Raw genomic sequence first — 17,774 nt, 5'->3', positions numbered from 1 at the left:
GGTGGACTTTTCCCTTTACAAGACGAAAAAGTGGACGGAACCGAGGTTCCGTCCACTTTTTTGCGCTTATGTGTGGATCATTTGGCCAGGATGACGCGGATGCGGCCGCCATCGGTCTGGTCTTTGTCGTACCAGCCGGTGAGGGTGTAGTCCCCGCCGGTGACCAGGGCCAGGGAGGTGAGATAGTATTTGCCGTCCCGGACCTCATAGACCAGGGCATCGTCCCAGATGGCGTACTGGCGGTTGCCGGCGTAGGCGGTGGTGCCCTCCACGGAGGTGATCTTGACCTCGGTGAGGTTGGTGAGACGGTCGATCTCTTCACCGTCGGTCTTCATCATGAAGGGACCGGTCTTGACGTTGTAGACGGTGCTGCCGCTGATGGTCTTGGTGGTACCCGCCGTGTCGTAGACGTAGGTGCCGGCGGTGGTCATGGAGGCGGAGCTGTTGACCTCACTCACGGAGGTGATGACACCGTAGGTGTGCATGTCGCCGGTGGCGTCCTTGAGGATGAGGCGGCTGATGTCGCCGTTGCCGTCCAGCAGGTAGTAGCGGACCATGCTCTCGGTGATCTCCATGCCTGCCAGACGCTCGGGGTAGACACGGACGCCGTGATCGCCATAGGTGTCCAAAATCTCCACGTTGGAGGCGAAGGAACGGCCGCCCAGCTTGGTGCCGTCGGCATTGACCTTGCCGGAGAGGGAGGCGGAGGAGAGATTTTTCACCTCCATGCCGTTTTCGGTGGGCACCGCCTGGACCAGGGTACCGGTGCGGACGCTGGTGCGCTCGGTGGAATAGGTGTAGGTGTTGCCGTCGGTGGCCAGTATGGTGACGGAGGCGGCGGTGTAGTCGTTGCCGTTCTTGTCGGTATACTGCTGGGGCACGTTGGAGACCACCAGGCCGCACACGCTGCCGCCGGAGGTCTGGCCGGGGGCTGCGACGGCGGCCACCTTGCCGTCCCGGCCCAGGAGGAGGGTGACGGAGTCGCCCACCTCAAAGGTGCCCAGATCGCTGAGGGCGTAGGCGGCGGTGGAGGTCTCGATTTCATAGCTCTTGCCGGAGACCGTCACAGAAGTGGGGGCGGAGGCGGGGGTGATGGCCTGGATGGGGCCGGTGATCTTGTTGGTGTAGACCCACAGGGCGTTGAGGTGCTTGGACCAGTAGACCACGTCATTGTCGGTCAGGGCGGCGGAGGTGGTGACCACGCCGTTCCGGGTCACGCTGGCCTTGGAGATGTCAAAGGGAATCTTGTCCCGCCAGCCGACCTCGCCCACCACCACGGGGCCATCCATTGTGCCGTTGAGGAGAGCCAGGGTGTCCACATCGCCGTCGGCAGTGAGGCTGTAGCCCAGCACGGAGGAGAGGTAGGGCTGCCCGGTGGTCTTGCTGGGGGCGGTGAGCAGGTTGTAGAAGAGGTACATGGCGTCCTGCCGGGTCATGGTGTCGTTCTGGCCAATGGTGATGCCCTCATCCAGGTCCAGGGTCCTGTACATGGCCATCTGCCCGGCGGGGAAGGAGCCGGAAAAGTCCTCGTTGGTGTAGCCCAGCAGACGCAGGGCCATGACCACGCCCTCAGCCAGGGTGATGGTGTTGGAGGGACGGAAGGTGCCGTCCAGGTAGCCGGTGACGTAGCCGGCGGTGACAGCGGCCTCCACATAGGGGGCGGCCCAGTGAGAGGCGGGCACGTCGGGGTAGGGGGAGACGTAGGTCACATCCCCCACGCTGATGGGGGAGGCGGCCATGAGCATCTTGACAAATTCCGCCCGGGTCACCGGGGCGGAGAGGTTCAGGTTTCCGCTTTCGTCGCCGGTCATGATGTCCAGGGCGGCCAGGGCCTGGGCGGCATCGTCCTGGCTGGTGACGGCCAGGGCGGGGGTGACCAGGGACAGGGTGAGCGCCGCCGCCAGCAGGGCGGAGAGGACTCGTTTCTTCATCTTTGTTCGCTCCTTTATCACGGATGGATCAATCGTAGCGCAGGGCGTCGATGGGGTTGAGCCGGGCGGCCTTGTTGGCGGGCAGGTAGCCGAAGAGGATGCCCACGCCCACCGACACGCCGAAGGACACGGCGATGCCGCCCAGAGTGGGGACGGCCACGAAGCCGTCGTTGCCGGTGCCCAGCACCACGGCGATGACGGCGGTGAGCACGTTGGCCATAATGACGCCCACCACGATACCGATGACGCCGCCGATGGCGGAGGTGGTGCCGGCCTCGATGATGAACTGGCTGCGGATATCCTTGCCCTTGGCGCCCAGGGACTTGCGGATGCCGATCTCCCGGGTGCGCTCGGTGACGGAGACCAGCATGATGTTCATGATGCCGATGCCGCCCACCAGCAGGGAGATGGCGGCGATGAGGATGAGGATCATCATGAGGGTGTTGAGCATGGAGTCCATGGCGTCCATCATCTCGGCGCTGGACATGATGTAATAGGCGTCGTCGGTCTGGAAGGTCTTGTAGAGCCGGCTCTCAATGATACCCTTGGCCAGGTTGGAGGTGTCCTTGTCGGCGCTGTTGAAGAGGTAGAGGTTTACCCAGCCGGTGCCATTGATGCGCATGGCGTTGCCGTAGGGGATGAAGATCACGTCATCGCCGCTGCCCTCCGTGCTGTCGGCGTACTCGGACATGACGCCGATGATGGTGAAGGGGGTGCCGTTGATGGTGATGGACTTGCCCAGAGCGTCGCCGCCGAAGGCGTCCTGGGCCAGATAGGAGCCGATGACGCACACGTTTTGGTAGCGTTCCACGTCCACGTAGCTCAGGAACCGGCCCTCTCCCAGCTTGGAGCCGCTGAGGACTTGGTTGCGCTGAGCGTCATAGAAAAACTCGCTGACGCCGTAGATGCTGGTGCGCTTGTACTCGTCGGAGCCGTGGCGCACCAGGCCCTGCTGGACCATGACGTAGGGGCTGACGCCCGCCAGGTACTGGGGATATTTGTCCACCAGCTCATACATGTCGTCGGGGTCCACCGAGCGGGAGCTCATGCCGCCGCCCAAGCCCCAGATCTGGACCTGGATCAGGTTGGCGCCCAGCTGGTCGAACTGGGCGTTCATGTAGTTCTGCATGCCGTTGCCCAGGCTGGTGATGATGATGACGGCGGCCACGCCGATGATGATGCCCAGCATGGTGAGGAGGGCACGCATCTTGCTGGTGAGAAGGGACTTGATGGCCAGGCGGAAGGATTGGGTGAAATTCATGACCTGGCCTCCTCTCCGGCGGGGGCGGGATCGTCAAAGCCGTCGATGTCCTCGGTGTCCTCCTCGGGCTGGACCACGGCGCGGGGGTCGTGGGCGTCGCCGTCGTAGATGATCCTGCCGTCCTGGAGACGGATGATACGCTTGGCCTTGACGGCGATGGAGTTGTCGTGGGTAATGAGGACCACGGTGTCCCCCTCGGCGTTGAGTTTTTGGAGGAAGGCCAGCACCTCCCGGCCGGTACGGGAGTCCAGAGCGCCGGTGGGCTCGTCGGCCAGGATCACGGAGGGGTCGCCGGCCAGGGCCCGGGCGATGGACACACGCTGCTGCTGACCGCCGGAGAGCTGGCTGGGCAGGTTCTTGCGCTTTTCAGCCAGCCCAACCCGCTCCAGGGCGCGGATGGCCCGCTGATGCCGCTCCTCGGCGCCCACACCGGCGTAGAGAAGGGGCAGCTCCACGTTCTCCTGAACATTGAGCTTGGGGATTAGGTTGTACTGCTGGAAGATGAAGCCCAGCATCTTATTGCGGATCTCGGCCTGCTGGTCGTCGTCCATGGTGGATACATCCACGCCTCCCAGGTGGTAGGTACCGGAGGTGGGGACATCCAGACAGCCGATGATGTTCATGGCGGTGGATTTGCCGGAGCCGGAGGAGCCCACGATGGCGACAAACTCTCCGCGGTCCACGGTGAGGCTTACGCCGTCCAGGGCGTGGACGCTCTCATCGCCCATCTGGTAGATCTTGTAGACGTCCTTGAATTCAATGAGGTGTTCCATCTGATCACCCCATCATCGTGGCCATAAAGTTGGTACCGGCGGCCTGGTAGATGTAGACCGTCTCACCGTCCTCCAGGCCGGAGAGGATCTCGATGTAGGTATCGTCGCTGCGGCCAAGGGTGACCACCCGGTCCTCCAGCTTGGAAGGGTCCACCACGTTGCCGTTCTCGTCCAGAGCGCCCTCACCGGCCACCTTGACCAGGCTGGTGCCGTCGGCGCCGCGGCTCACGGCCTCCACGGGTACGCAGAGCACGCTGCCCGCGTCCTCCACGATGATCTTGGCGGAGACGTTCATACCGGGCTTGAGCTCCTCCGGGGTGCCGTCCACCAGAACGGTGACGGGGTAGTTGGTGGAGCCGTTGGTGGTGGTGCCGTTGATGTTCACCTTATCCACCACGCCGGTAAAGGTCTCGCCCTCCACGGCGTCGGCGGTGATCTCCACCTTTTGGCCAACCTGGATCTTGTTGATGTCCAGCTCGTTGACTCTGATGTCAAAGGTGAGGGCGGACATGTCGTAGATCACGGCGGGATAGGCGATGCCGGTGGTGCTGGCGTTGGAGGTGTCCAGGGTGTCACCCACGTCGTAGTTCTTCTCGATGACGGTGCCGTCGATGGTGGAGGTGATGGAGTAGTCCTCCAGCCGGTCCTGGGCATTTTTCAGGGTGAGTTCGGCGTTCTGGACCTGGATGGCGGCGTTTTCGATCTGGGTCTCCATGTCGGTCTCATCAAAGCCGCCCATGACCTGGTCCTCCATGACCCGGTCACCCTCCTTCACGGTGAGGCTGGTGAACTCGCCGGAGGTCTTGGCTACCACCTGCTTGCTCTCACCGTAGGCGAAGGTGCCGCTGGAGGCGCTGGAGGCGGTGCCGATGGAGGCAGTGCCCATGGAGGTGTCGGTGAGGGCGCCGGGGTTGCGGACCACAATGGTGATGTCCCGGACCAGCGTGCCGCCGGGTCCCACGGAGTCGGTGGCGGCAATGGTGTCAATGGTGCCGGGGAGGGTCTCCATGGTACCGTCCACGGTGACGGTGGCGCTCTGGCCCACATAGAAGCCGGCAGCGTCGGCGGAGTGGAAGGGGACCTTCAGCTTCATGTTGTCCCGGTCCAGAATGTCGGCGATGGGGGCGCCGGCGGAGACCATATCCCCCACGTCCACATAGAGCTTGGTGATGACGCCGGTGGCATTGGCCTCCACGGTGGCGTTCTTGTGGCTGTCATCCTGATTCTTGAGAAGCTGCTGGTAGTTGAGACGGGCGCTCTCCAGAGAGAGCTGAGCCTGCTCAATGGAGGTCTCCACATCAGTGGAGTCGATGCGGAAGAGAAGGTCGCCCTTATGTACCGTCTGTCCCTCCTCAAAGGGGGCCTCCAGCACCTCGCCCTTGACCAGGGTGGTGACCTTGTAGGAGTGGAGGGGCTCAATGGCACCGGTGCCGGACACCGACACCACCAGATCCTGGGTGGAGGCGGTGCTGGGCAGGTAGATGCCGGAGGTCAGGGCGGTGCTGCCGCCGGAGCAGCTGCGCAGGAGAAAGACCACCACGGCGATGAGGACCACCAGGACAATGACGCGTTTGATCCATTTTTTCTTTTTCCGGGGCATGGGGACCTTGACTGGCTTGGGGGGCGCCTGGGTCGCCGGGGCGGCGGCGTCGGGGGAAGACTGCTTGAGATCGGTGCTTTCCATATCATTGACTCCTTTTCCATGGACTGTCGGCGGCCTCCGTCACCGGAGCATACCGCGCTTTAGGATGGTCAGATAGCTGAGATAACGGGCCCGTATCGGGCCGGAGTCCTCTGCCAGAACGCCCTCGCACAGCAGCGGGAGGGTGACGGAGAGGAGGATGCGCAGGCCATTTTCCAGCTCCTCGTCCCCCTCAAGTGCCAGGATGGAGCGGTCCAGGCGGGGAAGGATCTGGGAGAGAAAACGCCGGCCATAGCTCTGTCCCATGGCCATTGTGTGGGGCATGCCGGCATTTCTGCGCAGGATGGTGATGACCTCTGCCGCGTGCCCCTCCCGGCAGCTGTTGCTGCACCGGACCCAGAGACGGTCGAACAGCCCCTGAAAAGCCAGGAACAGATCTCCGTTCTCCTCCTCCAGCAGCTGGCACACGGTCTCAATGAAGGCATCCACAAATTGGTCCATCAAATAGAGGAAGAGGTCGGATTTGTCCTCAAAGTACATGTAGAAGCTGCCCCGCGGAATACCGGCGGAGTGGATGATGCGGTTGATAGAGGCGTCGGGATAAGGAACTCTGGCAAATTCCTGCTTGGCACAGCGCAGAAGGGTCTCCCGTTTGGACTCCGGCAGACGGAAGAAGGTATCGGTGGGCACGGCCAGCTCTCCTTTCAGTGTCCTGCCGGGTACCAGGGAATTCCCGTACATGACAGGCTGTCATACATGATATATGACAGCCTGTCATGTGTCAATCGTTTCGACGGGGAGTTTCAAATTCGTTCACAATTTCCGTGGCCCACGGCGGTGGCTGTCCGCGTATTCTGAGCATAGCACCAAAAGATATATGGAACAGGAAAGAAAAGATTAAAGTTTTCTTAAAGTCTTTTTTTCCGCCTCCCCGCGTCTTATTTTTTATTGTTGTTTATACTGTATATATGAAATATATATAGTATAAACAGATGAGAGGCGCCTGTCAAGGGAAGATCACAAAAAGAAACTGGAAGAACAGGTATAAGAAGGGGGAAGATGGGCCACAATAGGCTCTGAGAGCTCCCCCGGGGCCCCGGGACGTGCTCTGATGCTGAATTGTTGGAGGTTTATGATGAAACGGAAACCGATCTTAGAGCGGGTCGGCGACTTCATGGAGGGCAGAGGATTCTACATAGTCCTCACCCTGTGCGTCGCCGCCATAGGGATCTCGGGCTATTATCTTTTTTCCTCTTTGCAGACGGGCGGCGAGGAAACCGCCGTATCCGCCCCCACTCAGGTGGTGGTGGCGGTCTCTCCCACGGTGGAGGCTGTCAAACCTACGGTGACGGCGTCGCCCACCCCCTCCGCCACGCCCACACCGACGCCCTCGGAGGCACCCTCCGCGGCGCCCTCTGCAACACCTGCGCCTGCGCAGACGCCGGCGGAGGAGACCACGGCACCCGCCCAGGCGGCAGATTTCTTCATCTGGCCCCTGCGGGGTCAGGTGGTGGCCGACTGGTCTCTGGAGGTGCTGGCCTATGACGAGACCATGGGGGACTGGCGCACCCACTCCGGCATCGATATCTCCGCCCCCGTTGGGACGGAGGTGATGGCGGTGGCCAATGGTACAGTGGCCAGTGTGGAGCAGGATGATCTCATGGGCACAACCGTGACCATTGCCCACGCCGACGGTGTAGAGAGCATTTATGCCAACCTGGCGGCTGTCCCCACCGTGGAGGCGGGGGACCAGGTCCAGGTGGGCGACATCATCGGCGCCACCGGCACCACTGCCGCCGCCGAGAGCGCCCGGGCACCGCATCTCCATCTGGAGATGCGGAAGGACGGGGAGAGCGTGGACCCCCTCAGCTACCTGCCGGAACAGTCCTGAACCGAACAAAAGCGCAAAACCCCTCCCGGCCAAAAGCCGGGAGGGGCTTCGTCTTTTCAGGGACCGTCTCCGGGCCCCGGGCATAGGATAGAGCGGTAATACGCCGTTCCGCCCGGCTCGCCGGGCATGGACCATAGGAGGAATACATACCATGACCGTCACATGGAAACGGCAGTTCGCCGTGCTCTGGCTGGGGCAGGCCGTATCGATCCTGACCAGCTCCATCTCTCAATATGCCCTCATCTGGGACCTGACCGCCCGCACCGGCTCCGCCGCTGTGCTCTCTCTGGCCTCCATGGCGGCTCTGCTGCCCCAGGGGGTCTTCTCTCTCTTCACCGGAGCGGTGGCCGACCGCTTCGACCGCCGGAAGATCATGGCCCTGGCCGACGGCGCCATCGGATTGGTCTCCCTGGCCCTGGTGGCGGGCTGGTTCCTGCTGGGGGAGCTGCCCATCCCCGTCATCATGGCCACCCTGGCCCTGCGGAGCGTGGGCTCCGCCTTCCACTCCCCCTGCCTTCAGGCGGTGACGCCCCTCATCGTCCCGCGGGAGAAGCTCTCCAAATGCGCCGGCTTGTCCCAGGGTGTGCAGACCCTCTCTCTGCTCCTGAGCCCGGCTTTGGCCGCTGTTCTCTTCGCCGCCGTGCCCCTCTCCCTCATCATCACACTGGACGCCCTGGGGGCCGCCTTCGCCATCGGCTTTCTCTTCCTGGCCCGACTGCCTGAGCTGCGGACGGTGGGCGATGAGACCCCATTCCACCTCCTGGACGACTGCCGGGCGGGCTGCGCCCTGCTGCGCAGCCAGGGCTGGCTGTGGCAGCTCTGCCTCATCTGCGGCATCTTCTCAGTGGCTGTGGTACCGGTGTCCTCCCTCTTTCCCCTCATGTGCATGAGCTACTTCGGCGGCACGGCGGTGTCGGCCTCGGTGGTGGAGACCGCCTACTCTCTGGGGATGCTGGCAGGGTCCCTGCTGCTGGGGCTGTGGGGCGGCACCCGAAACAAGATGACCGCCATGACCGCTGCCCTTTTCTGTATGGGAGGCTGCCTGCTGGCAGTGGGGGGACTGAGCCCGGCTGCCTTCGTGGCCTTCACCGGCCTGGCCATGGGCATGGGGCTTTCCTCCCCCTTCTTCAACAGCATGTTCACCGCCCTCATCCAGGAGAAGGTGGAGGGCGGCTATCTGGGACGAGTGCTGGGTCTCACTTCCGCTGTTATGACTCTGGCCGGGCCCATCGGCCTGGCCGCCACCGCCCTCTTTGCCGAGAAGGTGGGTCTTGCCCGGTGGTTCGCCCTCTCAGGGGTCCTCACCGCCCTGTGCGGTGTCCTCTGCCTGGCCCTTCCGGCGGTCCGCCGCTGCGACGGCACGAAGGAGAAAAAAGAAATGTGCCCTGAGGGATGACCCTCAGGGCAGATATTGATACTGGTAGGGGTAGAAATCCAGGTCCTCCAGGGTCAGCGTCGCGGTCCAGCTCCGCCGCTCCTCCTCGCCGGGGAACTGGAGGGAGGTGGTGACGGTGTTGGTCTCTGGGTCGTAGGTGGTCCAGGCCGGACCGCTGGGGGGCGGGTCGTTTTGGTAGATGTCCACCGGCACGGCGCTGGCCTCGGCCTGCCGGATCTCCCCATCGACAAGGCGGTAGACCAGCACGGCGGGCACTCCGTCGGACATGTAGGTGACGCTGCACACCAGCTCCCGCACCCCATCCCCGTCCAGGTCTACAGGGGTGTCCGACCGATCCCAGCCGAAGCTCAGGGCCAGAGGGGTGCCGTCGACACCGTAGTAGCTGCGGTAGTTTCCGGCGGGGCTCTGGACATAGTCCAGCGTATAGCCGTCGGTGCCCAGAATGTCCGTGAAGGGCTGGAGTGTGGCCTCACTCAGGCCATACAGAACCTCTGTCAGGTGGACACCGTCCTCATTTTCGGTAAGTACCCAGGTCTGTTCACCCACTGTGAGGAACCCAGCTCGGCTCACTTGGTTTTCCACCTGCCAGTCCGGCTGCGTCCCTGCCGGAAGAGCGGTCACCTCCACCCTGCCGGGATAGAACCGGAGGTAGCCAAAGCGAGTGACGCCGTCCGCCACCCCAAGGAAGGCCAGGCCGGTGGCTTCGTCATAGAAGAGGCCCTGGGTAGAAAAGGTGGGAGACTCCCAGCCATCGGGCCCGCGCCAGTCCGGCAGGGCCTTTTGGACGCAATCCAGCAGGTCCACCTGGTAGACGGCGTCCTCCCACACCAGGTAGCAATAGGCCTCCCGGCCGCCGTGGTAGAGCCACAGGGGGTCGGGGTAGCCGTCCCCATCTAGGTCGGGGGCATAGGTGGGCTGGGCGCAGTCGGCCAGCAGCCGGGGGACGCCCTCTTCATCGAATACATAGTAGTCCCGGGCGGTGTAGGCGGCGCCCCGGGGGGCCTCAATGACAAAGCCGCTCTGGCCCAACAGGGAGGAGAACTCCCCCACGCTGTAGCCGCCGGTGTAGGCGCTGTCCTCCACGGCGAAGCGGAGTAGCTTGTCTCCCTGACGGACAGCCCAGTACTTGACGGTATCGCTGCCTGGCTCCCGATAGCACACCACCTGCTGGCCATCCATGAGCTCCGTCTCCGCCAACACCTCACCTATGGCGTCGGCGGGGACGGTGTCGGGGGTCCAGGTGGAGGCGGGGACATAGGGTTCCAGGTCGGAGAGAGGGAAGGAGACGGTCAATGCGCTGTCCTCCGACGTTCCGGTTTGGACAGGCTCCGGTGTGATCGCAGCGGGAAGCTGTTCCGGGGTACAGGCGGCCAGACTGCCGGCGGTGAGGGTGAGGAACAGAGCCAGCACCAGTGGGGCGGTCCCACGACGCCTGGGGGCGGCCAGCAGATCGTTGAGCCGTGCTCTGAGCAGCCATTTGCCGGTGTGAAGTTCGGTGGAAAACCAGGTGCGGGGACAGCGGTTCATGGTGCGCCTCCTATTCTGAGAGGGTCCAGGTCTGGCCGTCAAAGACAAAGGACAGGCCCTCGCCCTGATAGGTGAAGTCCACCCGGTCCAGGGCGGCGGCGGTGACGGTGAAGTTCACGCTGTCGGGGACGGTGTCCAGGCCCTGGGCGGCGGAGAGGAGCCCGGGCAGCAGCTGCCCCCAGGCCGACCCTGTGAGGGTAAAGCCCTGGGCCGCCGCCCCGTCGGCGATGGCCTGGGCGGTGCCGGGGAGAAGGGCGTTCCCCTCCAGATCGCTCAGCGGGACGATGGCGATGGGGGTGTAGTGCCACAGGTCGTCCCGGAGGGCCAGAAGGGCCGGTTGGCCCTGACCGCTGAGGACGGCGAGCCAGCCTGAGTCGTCCGCCAGGGGGGGTGCCGGGGGCGGTCCGGAGCCGATAGTCAAAGCGCCAGGCCTCCAGCACGTAGCCGTCGGCCAGGGTCCGCACCAGCCCGCCCAGTGTGCCTCCGGTGCCGCCGGCCATCTCCAGTTCGGTGATCACCCTGCCGGTGATGGTCACGCCCAGAGTAGCCTCCAGCTCCCCGGCCTTTCGGTCCATCTCGGTCTCCACGGCGGACACCAGGGCAGCGGGCTTGCCGTCGGCGGCGCTGGGGGGAGAATAAGGCGTGTCCAGCCGGTAGTATTTGGTGAAGATCCAGTCGCTCTCCTGGGGAGAGGACCGCTGGACCTGGAAGGTCCAGGTGCAGGGCTGGCCGTGGTCGGTGCCCTCCAGGGTGAAGGTATAGCGGGTATCGCTCGCCTCGGTGAGGAACAGGGTGCTCACGTCGGCGGTGTAGTCCCAGTCCAGGACCTCCGCCGCATCGGCCCGGACCCACAGCCCGCCTCCCCATTCCAGAAAGAGGGGATCGGGGACGTAGACATAGGTCTGGAAGAGCTCGGTGGCGGTCTCCCGGCCGAACCGGTAGAGGAGGCCGCTGAAGACCTGATCGTCCATCCGGAGCTGTTCGTCCCACTGCTGGTAACCGGCGAGCCGGAGCCGGGTCACCCCATTGCCGTCCACCCATGGATCTCCTTCGATGGTGGCGGCGGCGATGAGGGGGGCGAAGGCGACGTCTGCCTCCTCCAGGAGGGACCGGCAGAGGAACTTTTGACCGGCCGCCGCCAGGGCGGGGTCGGAATGGGCCAGCAGAGCGTCCACGGCTGCCTGGACCGCCGTGCAGTCCACATAGCTGGCGGTGGTCAGGGGGACATAGTCCTCCCCGATGTGCTGGAAGAGAAATAGGGTGGTCCAACCGTCAAAGAGGTAGCCGTTCTCGTCGATGGACATGCCCCCGGCCAGAGTGGTGGTGTCCGGGTCAAAGTCTCTGGTGCCCAGCTGGGCCCGGTAGAGCTCCAGGGTGCCCTCCTTCAGAACATGGTCATAGGACCCGGCGGAGGAGAGAAACTGACATACGCCCTCCTCTCCGGCCAGGTCTTGGGCGTAGTCGGAGACGGCGGTGGGGATGACCTCGGCGGTGGCAGCGGGCGTCTCCGGGGCGCCCGCCTGGTCGCAGGCCACCATGGTCCCAAAGGTGGCCACACACAGGAGCGTGAGCAGGACAGGGAGGACACCTTTCTGCTTCGGACCGGCCAGCAGGTCCCGGAGCCGGACGCGGAGGAATCGCCCGCCGGTGTGAAATTCCGTAGAGAACCAGGTGTGGGGCGCGTGCATACAGAGCCCTCCTTTCGGAGTCAGTACAGGGTGAACACGGCCCTGGAGGTGAGCCATGCGAGGGTGTCGCTGTAATCGTCCCAGAACTCGGAGCTGGGGTGCCAGGTGAAGTCGGTGACGGGGAGGTAGTACCAGCCGTTGCCGCCGGGGACGCCGGGGACGGCGGACCGGCCCAGCAGGTTGACCTCCCGGCCCTCGGGTAGAGTGGGCAGGGGGTCCTCCGGCCCGGCCAGGATCTGGACGAGACAGCCGGAGCCGGGTTCGATGCCGTCTGGCTCCACACCGCCGTGCTGGGAGACGTACCGTTCATAGGCGTACCGGTGGTAGACGGCCAGGCCGCCCTCCACGGGGCGGAAGATGAGACGGTTGGCGTAATAGCCGTCGGTGCTGGGCAGCTGCCAGGAGAAGTGGAGGGCGTCGCTGGTAAAGACGCCCGCTTCCGGGTCGAAGTAGTTCCCGTCGGTGAGGGTGGGGAGATAGCGGTCCCAGGTAGGCGCGTCCATGAGCTGGAAGTAGTCCTCCGCCAGGGCGACCAGGGCCTCCTCGCTCCCCGCCTCGTCCGCGCTGTAACGGCCCAGATACACATAGCGGTCCGTGGTATGGAGGTAGACTGAGTAGGGAGCGGGGTCCGTCCAGCCGGGCTGGCCGGAGAGAGTGACAGGGCAGTGGTAGGCGGCAATGCCGTCGAAGCCGTGGCTGGCCGGGTCCTCCGGGGCGTAGTAGTGGGCGGCGGCCAGGGTCATATCGCCGTAGGTGTAGTCCCACCCTCCTGCCAGGGACAGGGCATACTGGTCCAGTTCGGGATAGAAAGTGCTGGCGGGATCGGAGACGGTCTCCGGGAAACGGAAGGTGCCTGGGACGATGGAAAGAAGAGCGTCCAGGGAGAAGCTCACGCTGTAGACCTGATGGCTCTCCTGCTCCTGGTACCAGTCGTCCAGCACCGTCCAGCCATTGCCGGTGCGCTGCGACGCCCGGAAGCCCCATACAGGGGGAAAGGCCTCGGTGAGATAGTCCCCCAGGTAGAAGAGAGTGAGGTCCCCCTCCGGGGCCAGGTCGGCGTACCGCTCCACCAGAGCGGGGAGGGCGTCCCGGAAGGCCAGAGCGCCCTCGGGCAGATCGGGCTCCACCAGGGAAATGGTGAGGCTGGTGGCGGTGGGGCGGAGGCGCACTGCGCCGGAGGACAGGTCAGCGCTGACCTCGGCCACCGTCTCCTCCCCCTGGAAGAGGTCATAGTACCAGACTTCTGTGCCGTTGAGTTCTACGGAAAAGGGCTCGGAGAGGGTGAGGCTCCCCTCCTCCAGCCCCAGGGCGGCGGGGGCCAGGCGGAGAACGGTCTCGGCGATCTCATCCTCCACCAGGACAGGGGCGGTGGATTCCTCTGTTGGAGTGGTGCGGCAGGCTACCAGAGTCCCGGCGCAGAGAGCCAGGACCGCCGCCAGGACGGCCAGAGCCCGGCCACGTTTCGGAGCGGGGCGGAGCAGATCCCGGAGACGGGTACGCAGCAGGCGCTTGCCGCCCTTCAGCTCGGTGGAGAACCAGGTGTGGGGACAGTTCATGGAAGGGAGCCTCCTTGCTCAGATGTCCAGCACCAGTCCACGGGACAGCGTCCAGGGGCCGGTGGCGTTGGTGACGGAGAAATGACCTGCTTGGGTGCCGTCCACGGTGAGGTCCACCCGCCACTCGTCCCCGTCGGTGACGCAGACGGGAGTGCCGTCAGGGGATTCCTCCCCGGTGTCCGGGTCCAGGTTGGCGGTGCGGAGGGAGGCGGTCCGGGTCTGGGTAAAGGAGAGCGTCAGCCGCTCCCACACGTCGTCCCCAAAGGCAGCCACTAGGGTCTCGCCGGGCGCAGTCCCGGGAAGGCCGTCCACAAAGGTCTGGGCGGCGGCCTCCATGTTCTGGTTTTCCGCCGTCACCGGGGTGGAGAAGCAGCGGCTCAGGTAGAGGGGGAGCAGCTCGTCGGCGGGGAGGGCGCGGAGCAGGACGGGCATGCCCTCGGCCTCATAGGCGGCGTCTAGCTGCTCGCACAGGTCCGCCGGGGCGCCCTGGCTTTGGTAGAAGGCGCCGGGGCTCATGTCGTCGCCCCCGTCCACGGCGTCGGTGACGGCAAAGCCGTCCACCGTGTCCTCCACAGTGAAGACGGCGTAATCAGCGCCGCCCCCCTGGTTGGCTCCCCGCAGGAGGAGAAAGTCGTAGTAGTAGGTCCGGTGGAGGGTGCAGAGGTAGTGGGTGGTGTTCCCCTCGGTATAGCCGCCCACCACCGTGACCCGGGCAGGCAGATGTCGGCGCTGCCGGGCTCCGATGTGCGCAGATTCAGGGCGGCGTCGTAGAGGACGCCCTCCAGGGAATCGGGGTCCAGGCCCAGATAGGCGGCGGTAGGGGCCCACAGGGCCAGGGGGCGGGTGGAGACGAAGCCGTCCGCCGGCGCGCCCATGGTCCGCCACTGGCACCACAGGGGCGGGTCCATGACGTCCACCGCTTTGGCGGGGACGAAGGTGTCCACGTTGGTGGAATAGGTCTCCTGATAACGGTGGAGCGTCCCCTGGTTCCAGGTGTAGAGCCCCAGCCAGGGGTCCATGCCCTCGGCACCGTCCACATTGGCTCCCTGGAGGTAGAAGGTCACATCGCCCTCCCACCCGATGCGGAAGCCCCGGATGGAGAAGCTGGCCTCGTCCAGGGGAAGGGACAGCTCCCCGGAGGCAAGATGCTCGGCCACCGCGTCCCGGAGGGTGTCCTCGGTGGTGCCGGCCAGGTCCAGGGCCTCCTCCACGGTGACCGAGCGGCCCTCCTGCCGGTCATAGACCCAGGCGTACAGGTCGCCGTCGGTGCCGTAGCAGGGGTAGACGTTCTCCAGCAGAGCCAGGTTCAGGTAGCGCTCCGTGGTGACGGGGAAGGCAGCCACCTCGCACCAGGTGCCGCTCTGGTAGGGGTCGTCCATGTAGCTCTGGTATGCCGCCTTCCGCTCCAGCAGGGCGGCGTTGATGGCCTGGGCGCCGGGGCTGTCGTCACCGGCGATCTGGGGGATCTCCAGCACGTTGCCCCGGTCATCGTAGTACTGGGTATCCATGACGATGTAGGCGGTGGAGGTGTCGGCTCCGGACCGGCAGGCCACCAGGGCTCCGGCGCAGAGGGCCAGGGCAGCCGCCAGAGCAGCCAGGGTCCGGCCTCTTTTGGGGGCGGGGCGCAGCACGTCCCGGAGGCGGTGGCGCAGCAGGCGTTTTCCGCCTTTCAGTTCGGTGGAGAACCAGGTGTGGGGACAGTTCATAGAAGGCTCCTTTCTCGGCGCTTCAGCGGCCGGAGCGGACGGCGTCCAGAATGACCTGGCCGTACCGGGCCCGGTCATCGGCAGGGAGGCCCTTCACCACGTCGTCGTCGCAGCACCGCTCCAGATCGCCCTCGGCGGCCCGAAGCAGTACCCAGGTGAGGGGGTTGAACCAGTGGACCAGATTGGCGCACAGCAGCAGGGTCTTGTAGAGAATGTCCCGGCGCTTGAAATGGGTGAGCTCGTGGCGGAGGATGAACCACAGGTCCTCCTTGGGAGGCAGGTCCTCCGGCAGAATGACGGTGGGGGCAAAGAGACCGGTCATCATGGGGCCCTTCACCCCGGGACAGGTGAGGAGCCGCACCGGCTGGGCAAGGCCCAGCTCCCGGGTGAGATCGGGGAGGAAATGGGGCGGCTCCATGGGCTTTGCCCACCGGCGCAGGTAGCCCTGGAACCGCAGGTAGCCCACGAGGTGCCACAGCAGCAGGAGGACGGCTCCGGCCAGCCACACCCAGAAGAGGACCTGGGACAGGGTGAGGGACCGGACCGCCGGCTGCGGGGCGGGGACGGTGACCTCCGGCTGGGAGACGTCAGGCTGGACGGGGGCGGGGGTGCTGACGGTGGGGGGCGCGGTGTAGACCACCCGGTCCGGCGGCGTCTCCAGCTGCACCGGGGCCTCCGGCAGGGAGAAGTTGATGGGGATGAGCAGCCGCACCGCCACCGCCAGCCAGGCCCAGTACCGCCAGCGGATGGCATAGCGCCAGGCAAGGATGGGCCCCAGCAGCAGGAGCAGCAGGATCACCGCCGACATGGTCAGGGTGATCTCGGCCAGAGTGATGAGAAAATCGGACATGGGCTGGGGCCCTCCCTTTAGTCAAAGTAGTCGGTGAGCTGGACGCGCGTTACGGTGTCGCCGCCGTCAAAGTAGAAGGTGAGATAGTGGCCGAAGCCGCCGTCCTCCGGGCCGAACCAGAGAAAGTCGCCCTCGATGTCCCAGTTGGGCTGGTCGCTGGCGGTGGGGTAGGCCCGGAGCACATCCTCCCGGGTGGAGGTGCCGATGAGGATGCCCCGGTTGGTGCGGAAGCCGGAATGGCTGGTCTCCATGGTCCAGATGGAGGTCGCCCCCTCCGGGGAGACGTAGCACTCCAGGGTGAGGTCGGGCCAGGACCACCGCTCCCAGCGGTCGCCGGGCTGGTAGCTCACCGCGCCGTCGGAGATGTTGGTGATCTCCGGCTCACCCAGGACATGGATGAGGTAGCTGGCGCTGCCGCCCAGGCCGTACCAGCCGCCGCCCTGCCACAGCAGGGCGAAGTCGGTATCGGACAGGCCCCAGGACAGGGCCTCCGCCTGGCGACTGTAGGTGCCGGGCCGGGCATTGAAGCCGCCCAGAATCGTGCAGCCCTCGCTGGTGGAGGCGAGCACCAGGTAGTAGTGCTCGCCGTCGGCCAGGTCCAGGGGCATGGACACCCATTTCCCGTCCACGTCCAGCAGGTACTCCGTCTCATAGACGCCGCAGGCTGTCCCGGCAGGGGCGGTGGCCTCCTGCTGGAAGGTGAGGGCGGTGAGCTGGACCTGCTGCTCCGGATACTGCGTGCTCAGATAGGCCCGAGCGGCGGCCTCAGCCTCGTCCTGGAGGAGGGCCCACTGGAGGGGGCAGCGGATGGTCTCGGTGAAGAGCTCGCTGCCCGGCTCACAGTCGTTGATCATGGAGGAGAAGAGGTAGACCGGCTCCTCCGCGGTGCTTACGTCGAAGATCAGATAGGTGGAGTTGGGGTAGGTGGCCAGCACCCAGCCCTCCTCGTCCATCTCCATGCCGCCGGCCAAGAGCACCTGGTCCGGGGTGGTGGTGTGGAGCCGCCAGCCCAGACGGTAGACGTCCAGAGTGACCCCCTCCAGGCCGTCATAGTGGTAGGTGAGCTCCATGGACTCAATGCGCCAGTCGTCGTACTGGGCGGGTTGGCCGAGCATCTCCATCTTGCCGTCCACCATGCCCACTGCCCCGGAGTTCTCCGACCAGTAGCGGTACTGGTCCCAGACGTAGGACTCCGCGGCGGTGAGGACGGCGTCGGGGACGTCCACGCCCTCCCAGACCTGGCCGGCAGGACTGGCCGACTCCGTAGGGCCGGGGACGGGGCTGGCAGACGTGGGAGCGGTGTTACAGGCCACCAGAGAGCCGAGCATGCTCACCAGCAGCAGGATGCACACCAGGGGGAGAACGCCCACACGGCGGGGGGCGGCGAAGAGATCGCTGAGCCGGCGGCGGAGGGCACGTCGGCCCGTACGCAGTTCCGTGGAGAAATAGGTCTTAGGCGCTTTCATGTCAGCTCCTCCTTTCCAAAGGGGCAAGAGATGTTCTTCTACCTGTATATCGCCGGAGCGGTGGCAAATGTGACAGCTTCGGCCCAT

Annotated in this window: 14 protein-coding genes; 2 read left to right on the top strand and 12 right to left on the bottom strand. The window is 65.1% G+C overall.

Annotated features, from left to right (window positions below; all coding sequences use genetic code 11):
* Positions 1-77 precede the first annotated feature (77 nt).
* Genes E0E29_RS13915 through E0E29_RS13895 form a run of 5 tightly spaced genes read right to left on the bottom strand, consistent with a single transcriptional unit; the run spans position 78 to position 6,348 of the window.
* The gene (locus tag E0E29_RS13915; RefSeq protein ID WP_130850352.1) at positions 78-1,931 is read right to left on the bottom strand and encodes an S-layer homology domain-containing protein; all 1,854 of its coding nucleotides are present in this window, start codon (positions 1,929-1,931) and stop codon (positions 78-80) included.
* 28 nt (positions 1,932-1,959) lie between these two features.
* Entirely contained in the window at positions 1,960-3,192 is a 1,233-nt protein-coding gene (locus E0E29_RS13910) for an ABC transporter permease (protein ID WP_130850351.1), read from the bottom strand.
* The gene (locus E0E29_RS13905; protein WP_130850350.1) at positions 3,189-3,965 is read right to left on the bottom strand and encodes an ABC transporter ATP-binding protein; all 777 of its coding nucleotides are present in this window, start codon (positions 3,963-3,965) and stop codon (positions 3,189-3,191) included. The genes E0E29_RS13910 and E0E29_RS13905 overlap by 4 nt, the downstream gene beginning before the upstream one ends.
* A gap of 4 nt (positions 3,966-3,969) precedes the next feature.
* On the bottom strand, positions 3,970-5,649 hold the full coding sequence (locus E0E29_RS13900) for an efflux RND transporter periplasmic adaptor subunit (protein ID WP_130850349.1): 1,680 nt from the start codon (positions 5,647-5,649) through the stop codon (positions 3,970-3,972).
* Positions 5,650-5,688: 39 nt separating this feature from the next.
* Positions 5,689-6,348, bottom strand: a complete 660-nt coding sequence (locus tag E0E29_RS13895) for a TetR/AcrR family transcriptional regulator (protein WP_130850348.1) — start codon at positions 6,346-6,348, stop codon at positions 5,689-5,691.
* Positions 6,349-6,742: 394 nt separating this feature from the next.
* On the opposite strand from E0E29_RS13895, the gene E0E29_RS13890 reads away from it, so the two are divergent.
* A complete protein-coding gene (locus tag E0E29_RS13890; RefSeq protein ID WP_130850347.1) occupies positions 6,743-7,498 on the top strand; it encodes a M23 family metallopeptidase in 756 nt (251 codons plus the stop codon).
* Between the two features lie 151 nt (positions 7,499-7,649).
* Positions 7,650-8,894 carry an MFS transporter gene (locus E0E29_RS13885; RefSeq protein WP_130850346.1) on the top strand — a complete coding sequence of 415 codons (1,245 nt, stop codon included), beginning with the start codon at positions 7,650-7,652 and terminating at the stop codon, positions 8,892-8,894.
* A gap of 3 nt (positions 8,895-8,897) precedes the next feature.
* On the opposite strand, the gene E0E29_RS13880 is transcribed toward E0E29_RS13885, so the two are convergent.
* The 7 genes from E0E29_RS13880 to E0E29_RS13850 are packed head-to-tail and all read right to left on the bottom strand — an operon-like array spanning position 8,898 to position 17,687.
* The gene (locus E0E29_RS13880; RefSeq protein WP_130850345.1) at positions 8,898-10,421 is read right to left on the bottom strand and encodes a hypothetical protein; all 1,524 of its coding nucleotides are present in this window, start codon (positions 10,419-10,421) and stop codon (positions 8,898-8,900) included.
* Between the two features lie 38 nt (positions 10,422-10,459).
* Positions 10,460-12,109 (bottom strand): hypothetical protein, encoded by a 1,650-nt coding sequence (locus tag E0E29_RS13875; protein ID WP_130850344.1) that lies wholly within the window; start codon positions 12,107-12,109, stop codon positions 10,460-10,462.
* Between the two features lie 20 nt (positions 12,110-12,129).
* The gene (locus E0E29_RS13870) at positions 12,130-13,665 is read right to left on the bottom strand and encodes a hypothetical protein (RefSeq protein WP_130850343.1); all 1,536 of its coding nucleotides are present in this window, start codon (positions 13,663-13,665) and stop codon (positions 12,130-12,132) included.
* Between the two features lie 18 nt (positions 13,666-13,683).
* Complete coding sequence (locus E0E29_RS13865; RefSeq protein ID WP_130850342.1) at positions 13,684-14,226, bottom strand: hypothetical protein; 543 nt, start codon at positions 14,224-14,226, stop codon at positions 13,684-13,686.
* Complete coding sequence (locus E0E29_RS13860) at positions 14,178-15,371, bottom strand: hypothetical protein (protein WP_130850341.1); 1,194 nt, start codon at positions 15,369-15,371, stop codon at positions 14,178-14,180. Before E0E29_RS13860 ends, E0E29_RS13865 begins: the two co-directional genes overlap by 49 nt.
* 22 nt (positions 15,372-15,393) lie before the next feature.
* Positions 15,394-16,221, bottom strand: coding sequence for a M56 family metallopeptidase (locus E0E29_RS13855; protein WP_130850340.1), 828 nt, complete (start codon positions 16,219-16,221; stop codon positions 15,394-15,396).
* Between the two features lie 17 nt (positions 16,222-16,238).
* Positions 16,239-17,687, bottom strand: coding sequence for a hypothetical protein (locus tag E0E29_RS13850; protein ID WP_130850339.1), 1,449 nt, complete (start codon positions 17,685-17,687; stop codon positions 16,239-16,241).
* Positions 17,688-17,774 lie beyond the last annotated feature (87 nt).

Origin of the sequence: Intestinimonas timonensis, assembly GCF_900626145.1 — a bacterium.
GTDB lineage: Bacteria > Bacillota > Clostridia > Oscillospirales > Oscillospiraceae > Intestinimonas > Intestinimonas aquisgranensis.
The sequence above is the reverse complement of the archived record's forward strand: the minus strand, read 5'-3'. Positions and strand labels throughout refer to the sequence as shown.

Bases quoted from the DNA above. Each gene is read 5' to 3' on its own strand.
- E0E29_RS13875 (WP_130850344.1), bottom strand. From the start codon at position 12,109: ATGCACGCGCCCCACACCTGGTTCTCTACGGAATTTCACACCGGCGGG.
- E0E29_RS13870 (WP_130850343.1), bottom strand. From the start codon at position 13,665: ATGAACTGTCCCCACACCTGGTTCTCCACCGAGCTGAAGGGCGGCAAG.
- E0E29_RS13905 (WP_130850350.1), bottom strand. From the start codon at position 3,965: ATGGAACACCTCATTGAATTCAAGGACGTCTACAAGATCTACCAGATG.
- E0E29_RS13880 (WP_130850345.1), bottom strand. From the start codon at position 10,421: ATGAACCGCTGTCCCCGCACCTGGTTTTCCACCGAACTTCACACCGGC.
- E0E29_RS13860 (WP_130850341.1), bottom strand. From the start codon at position 15,371: ATGAACTGTCCCCACACCTGGTTCTCCACCGAACTGAAAGGCGGAAAA.
- E0E29_RS13850 (WP_130850339.1), bottom strand. From the start codon at position 17,687: ATGAAAGCGCCTAAGACCTATTTCTCCACGGAACTGCGTACGGGCCGA.
- E0E29_RS13855 (WP_130850340.1), bottom strand. From the start codon at position 16,221: ATGTCCGATTTTCTCATCACTCTGGCCGAGATCACCCTGACCATGTCG.
- E0E29_RS13910 (WP_130850351.1), bottom strand. From the start codon at position 3,192: ATGAATTTCACCCAATCCTTCCGCCTGGCCATCAAGTCCCTTCTCACC.
- E0E29_RS13885 (WP_130850346.1), top strand. From the start codon at position 7,650: ATGACCGTCACATGGAAACGGCAGTTCGCCGTGCTCTGGCTGGGGCAG.
- E0E29_RS13900 (WP_130850349.1), bottom strand. From the start codon at position 5,649: ATGGAAAGCACCGATCTCAAGCAGTCTTCCCCCGACGCCGCCGCCCCG.
- E0E29_RS13890 (WP_130850347.1), top strand. From the start codon at position 6,743: ATGAAACGGAAACCGATCTTAGAGCGGGTCGGCGACTTCATGGAGGGC.
- E0E29_RS13895 (WP_130850348.1), bottom strand. From the start codon at position 6,348: ATGTACGGGAATTCCCTGGTACCCGGCAGGACACTGAAAGGAGAGCTG.
- E0E29_RS13915 (WP_130850352.1), bottom strand. From the start codon at position 1,931: ATGAAGAAACGAGTCCTCTCCGCCCTGCTGGCGGCGGCGCTCACCCTG.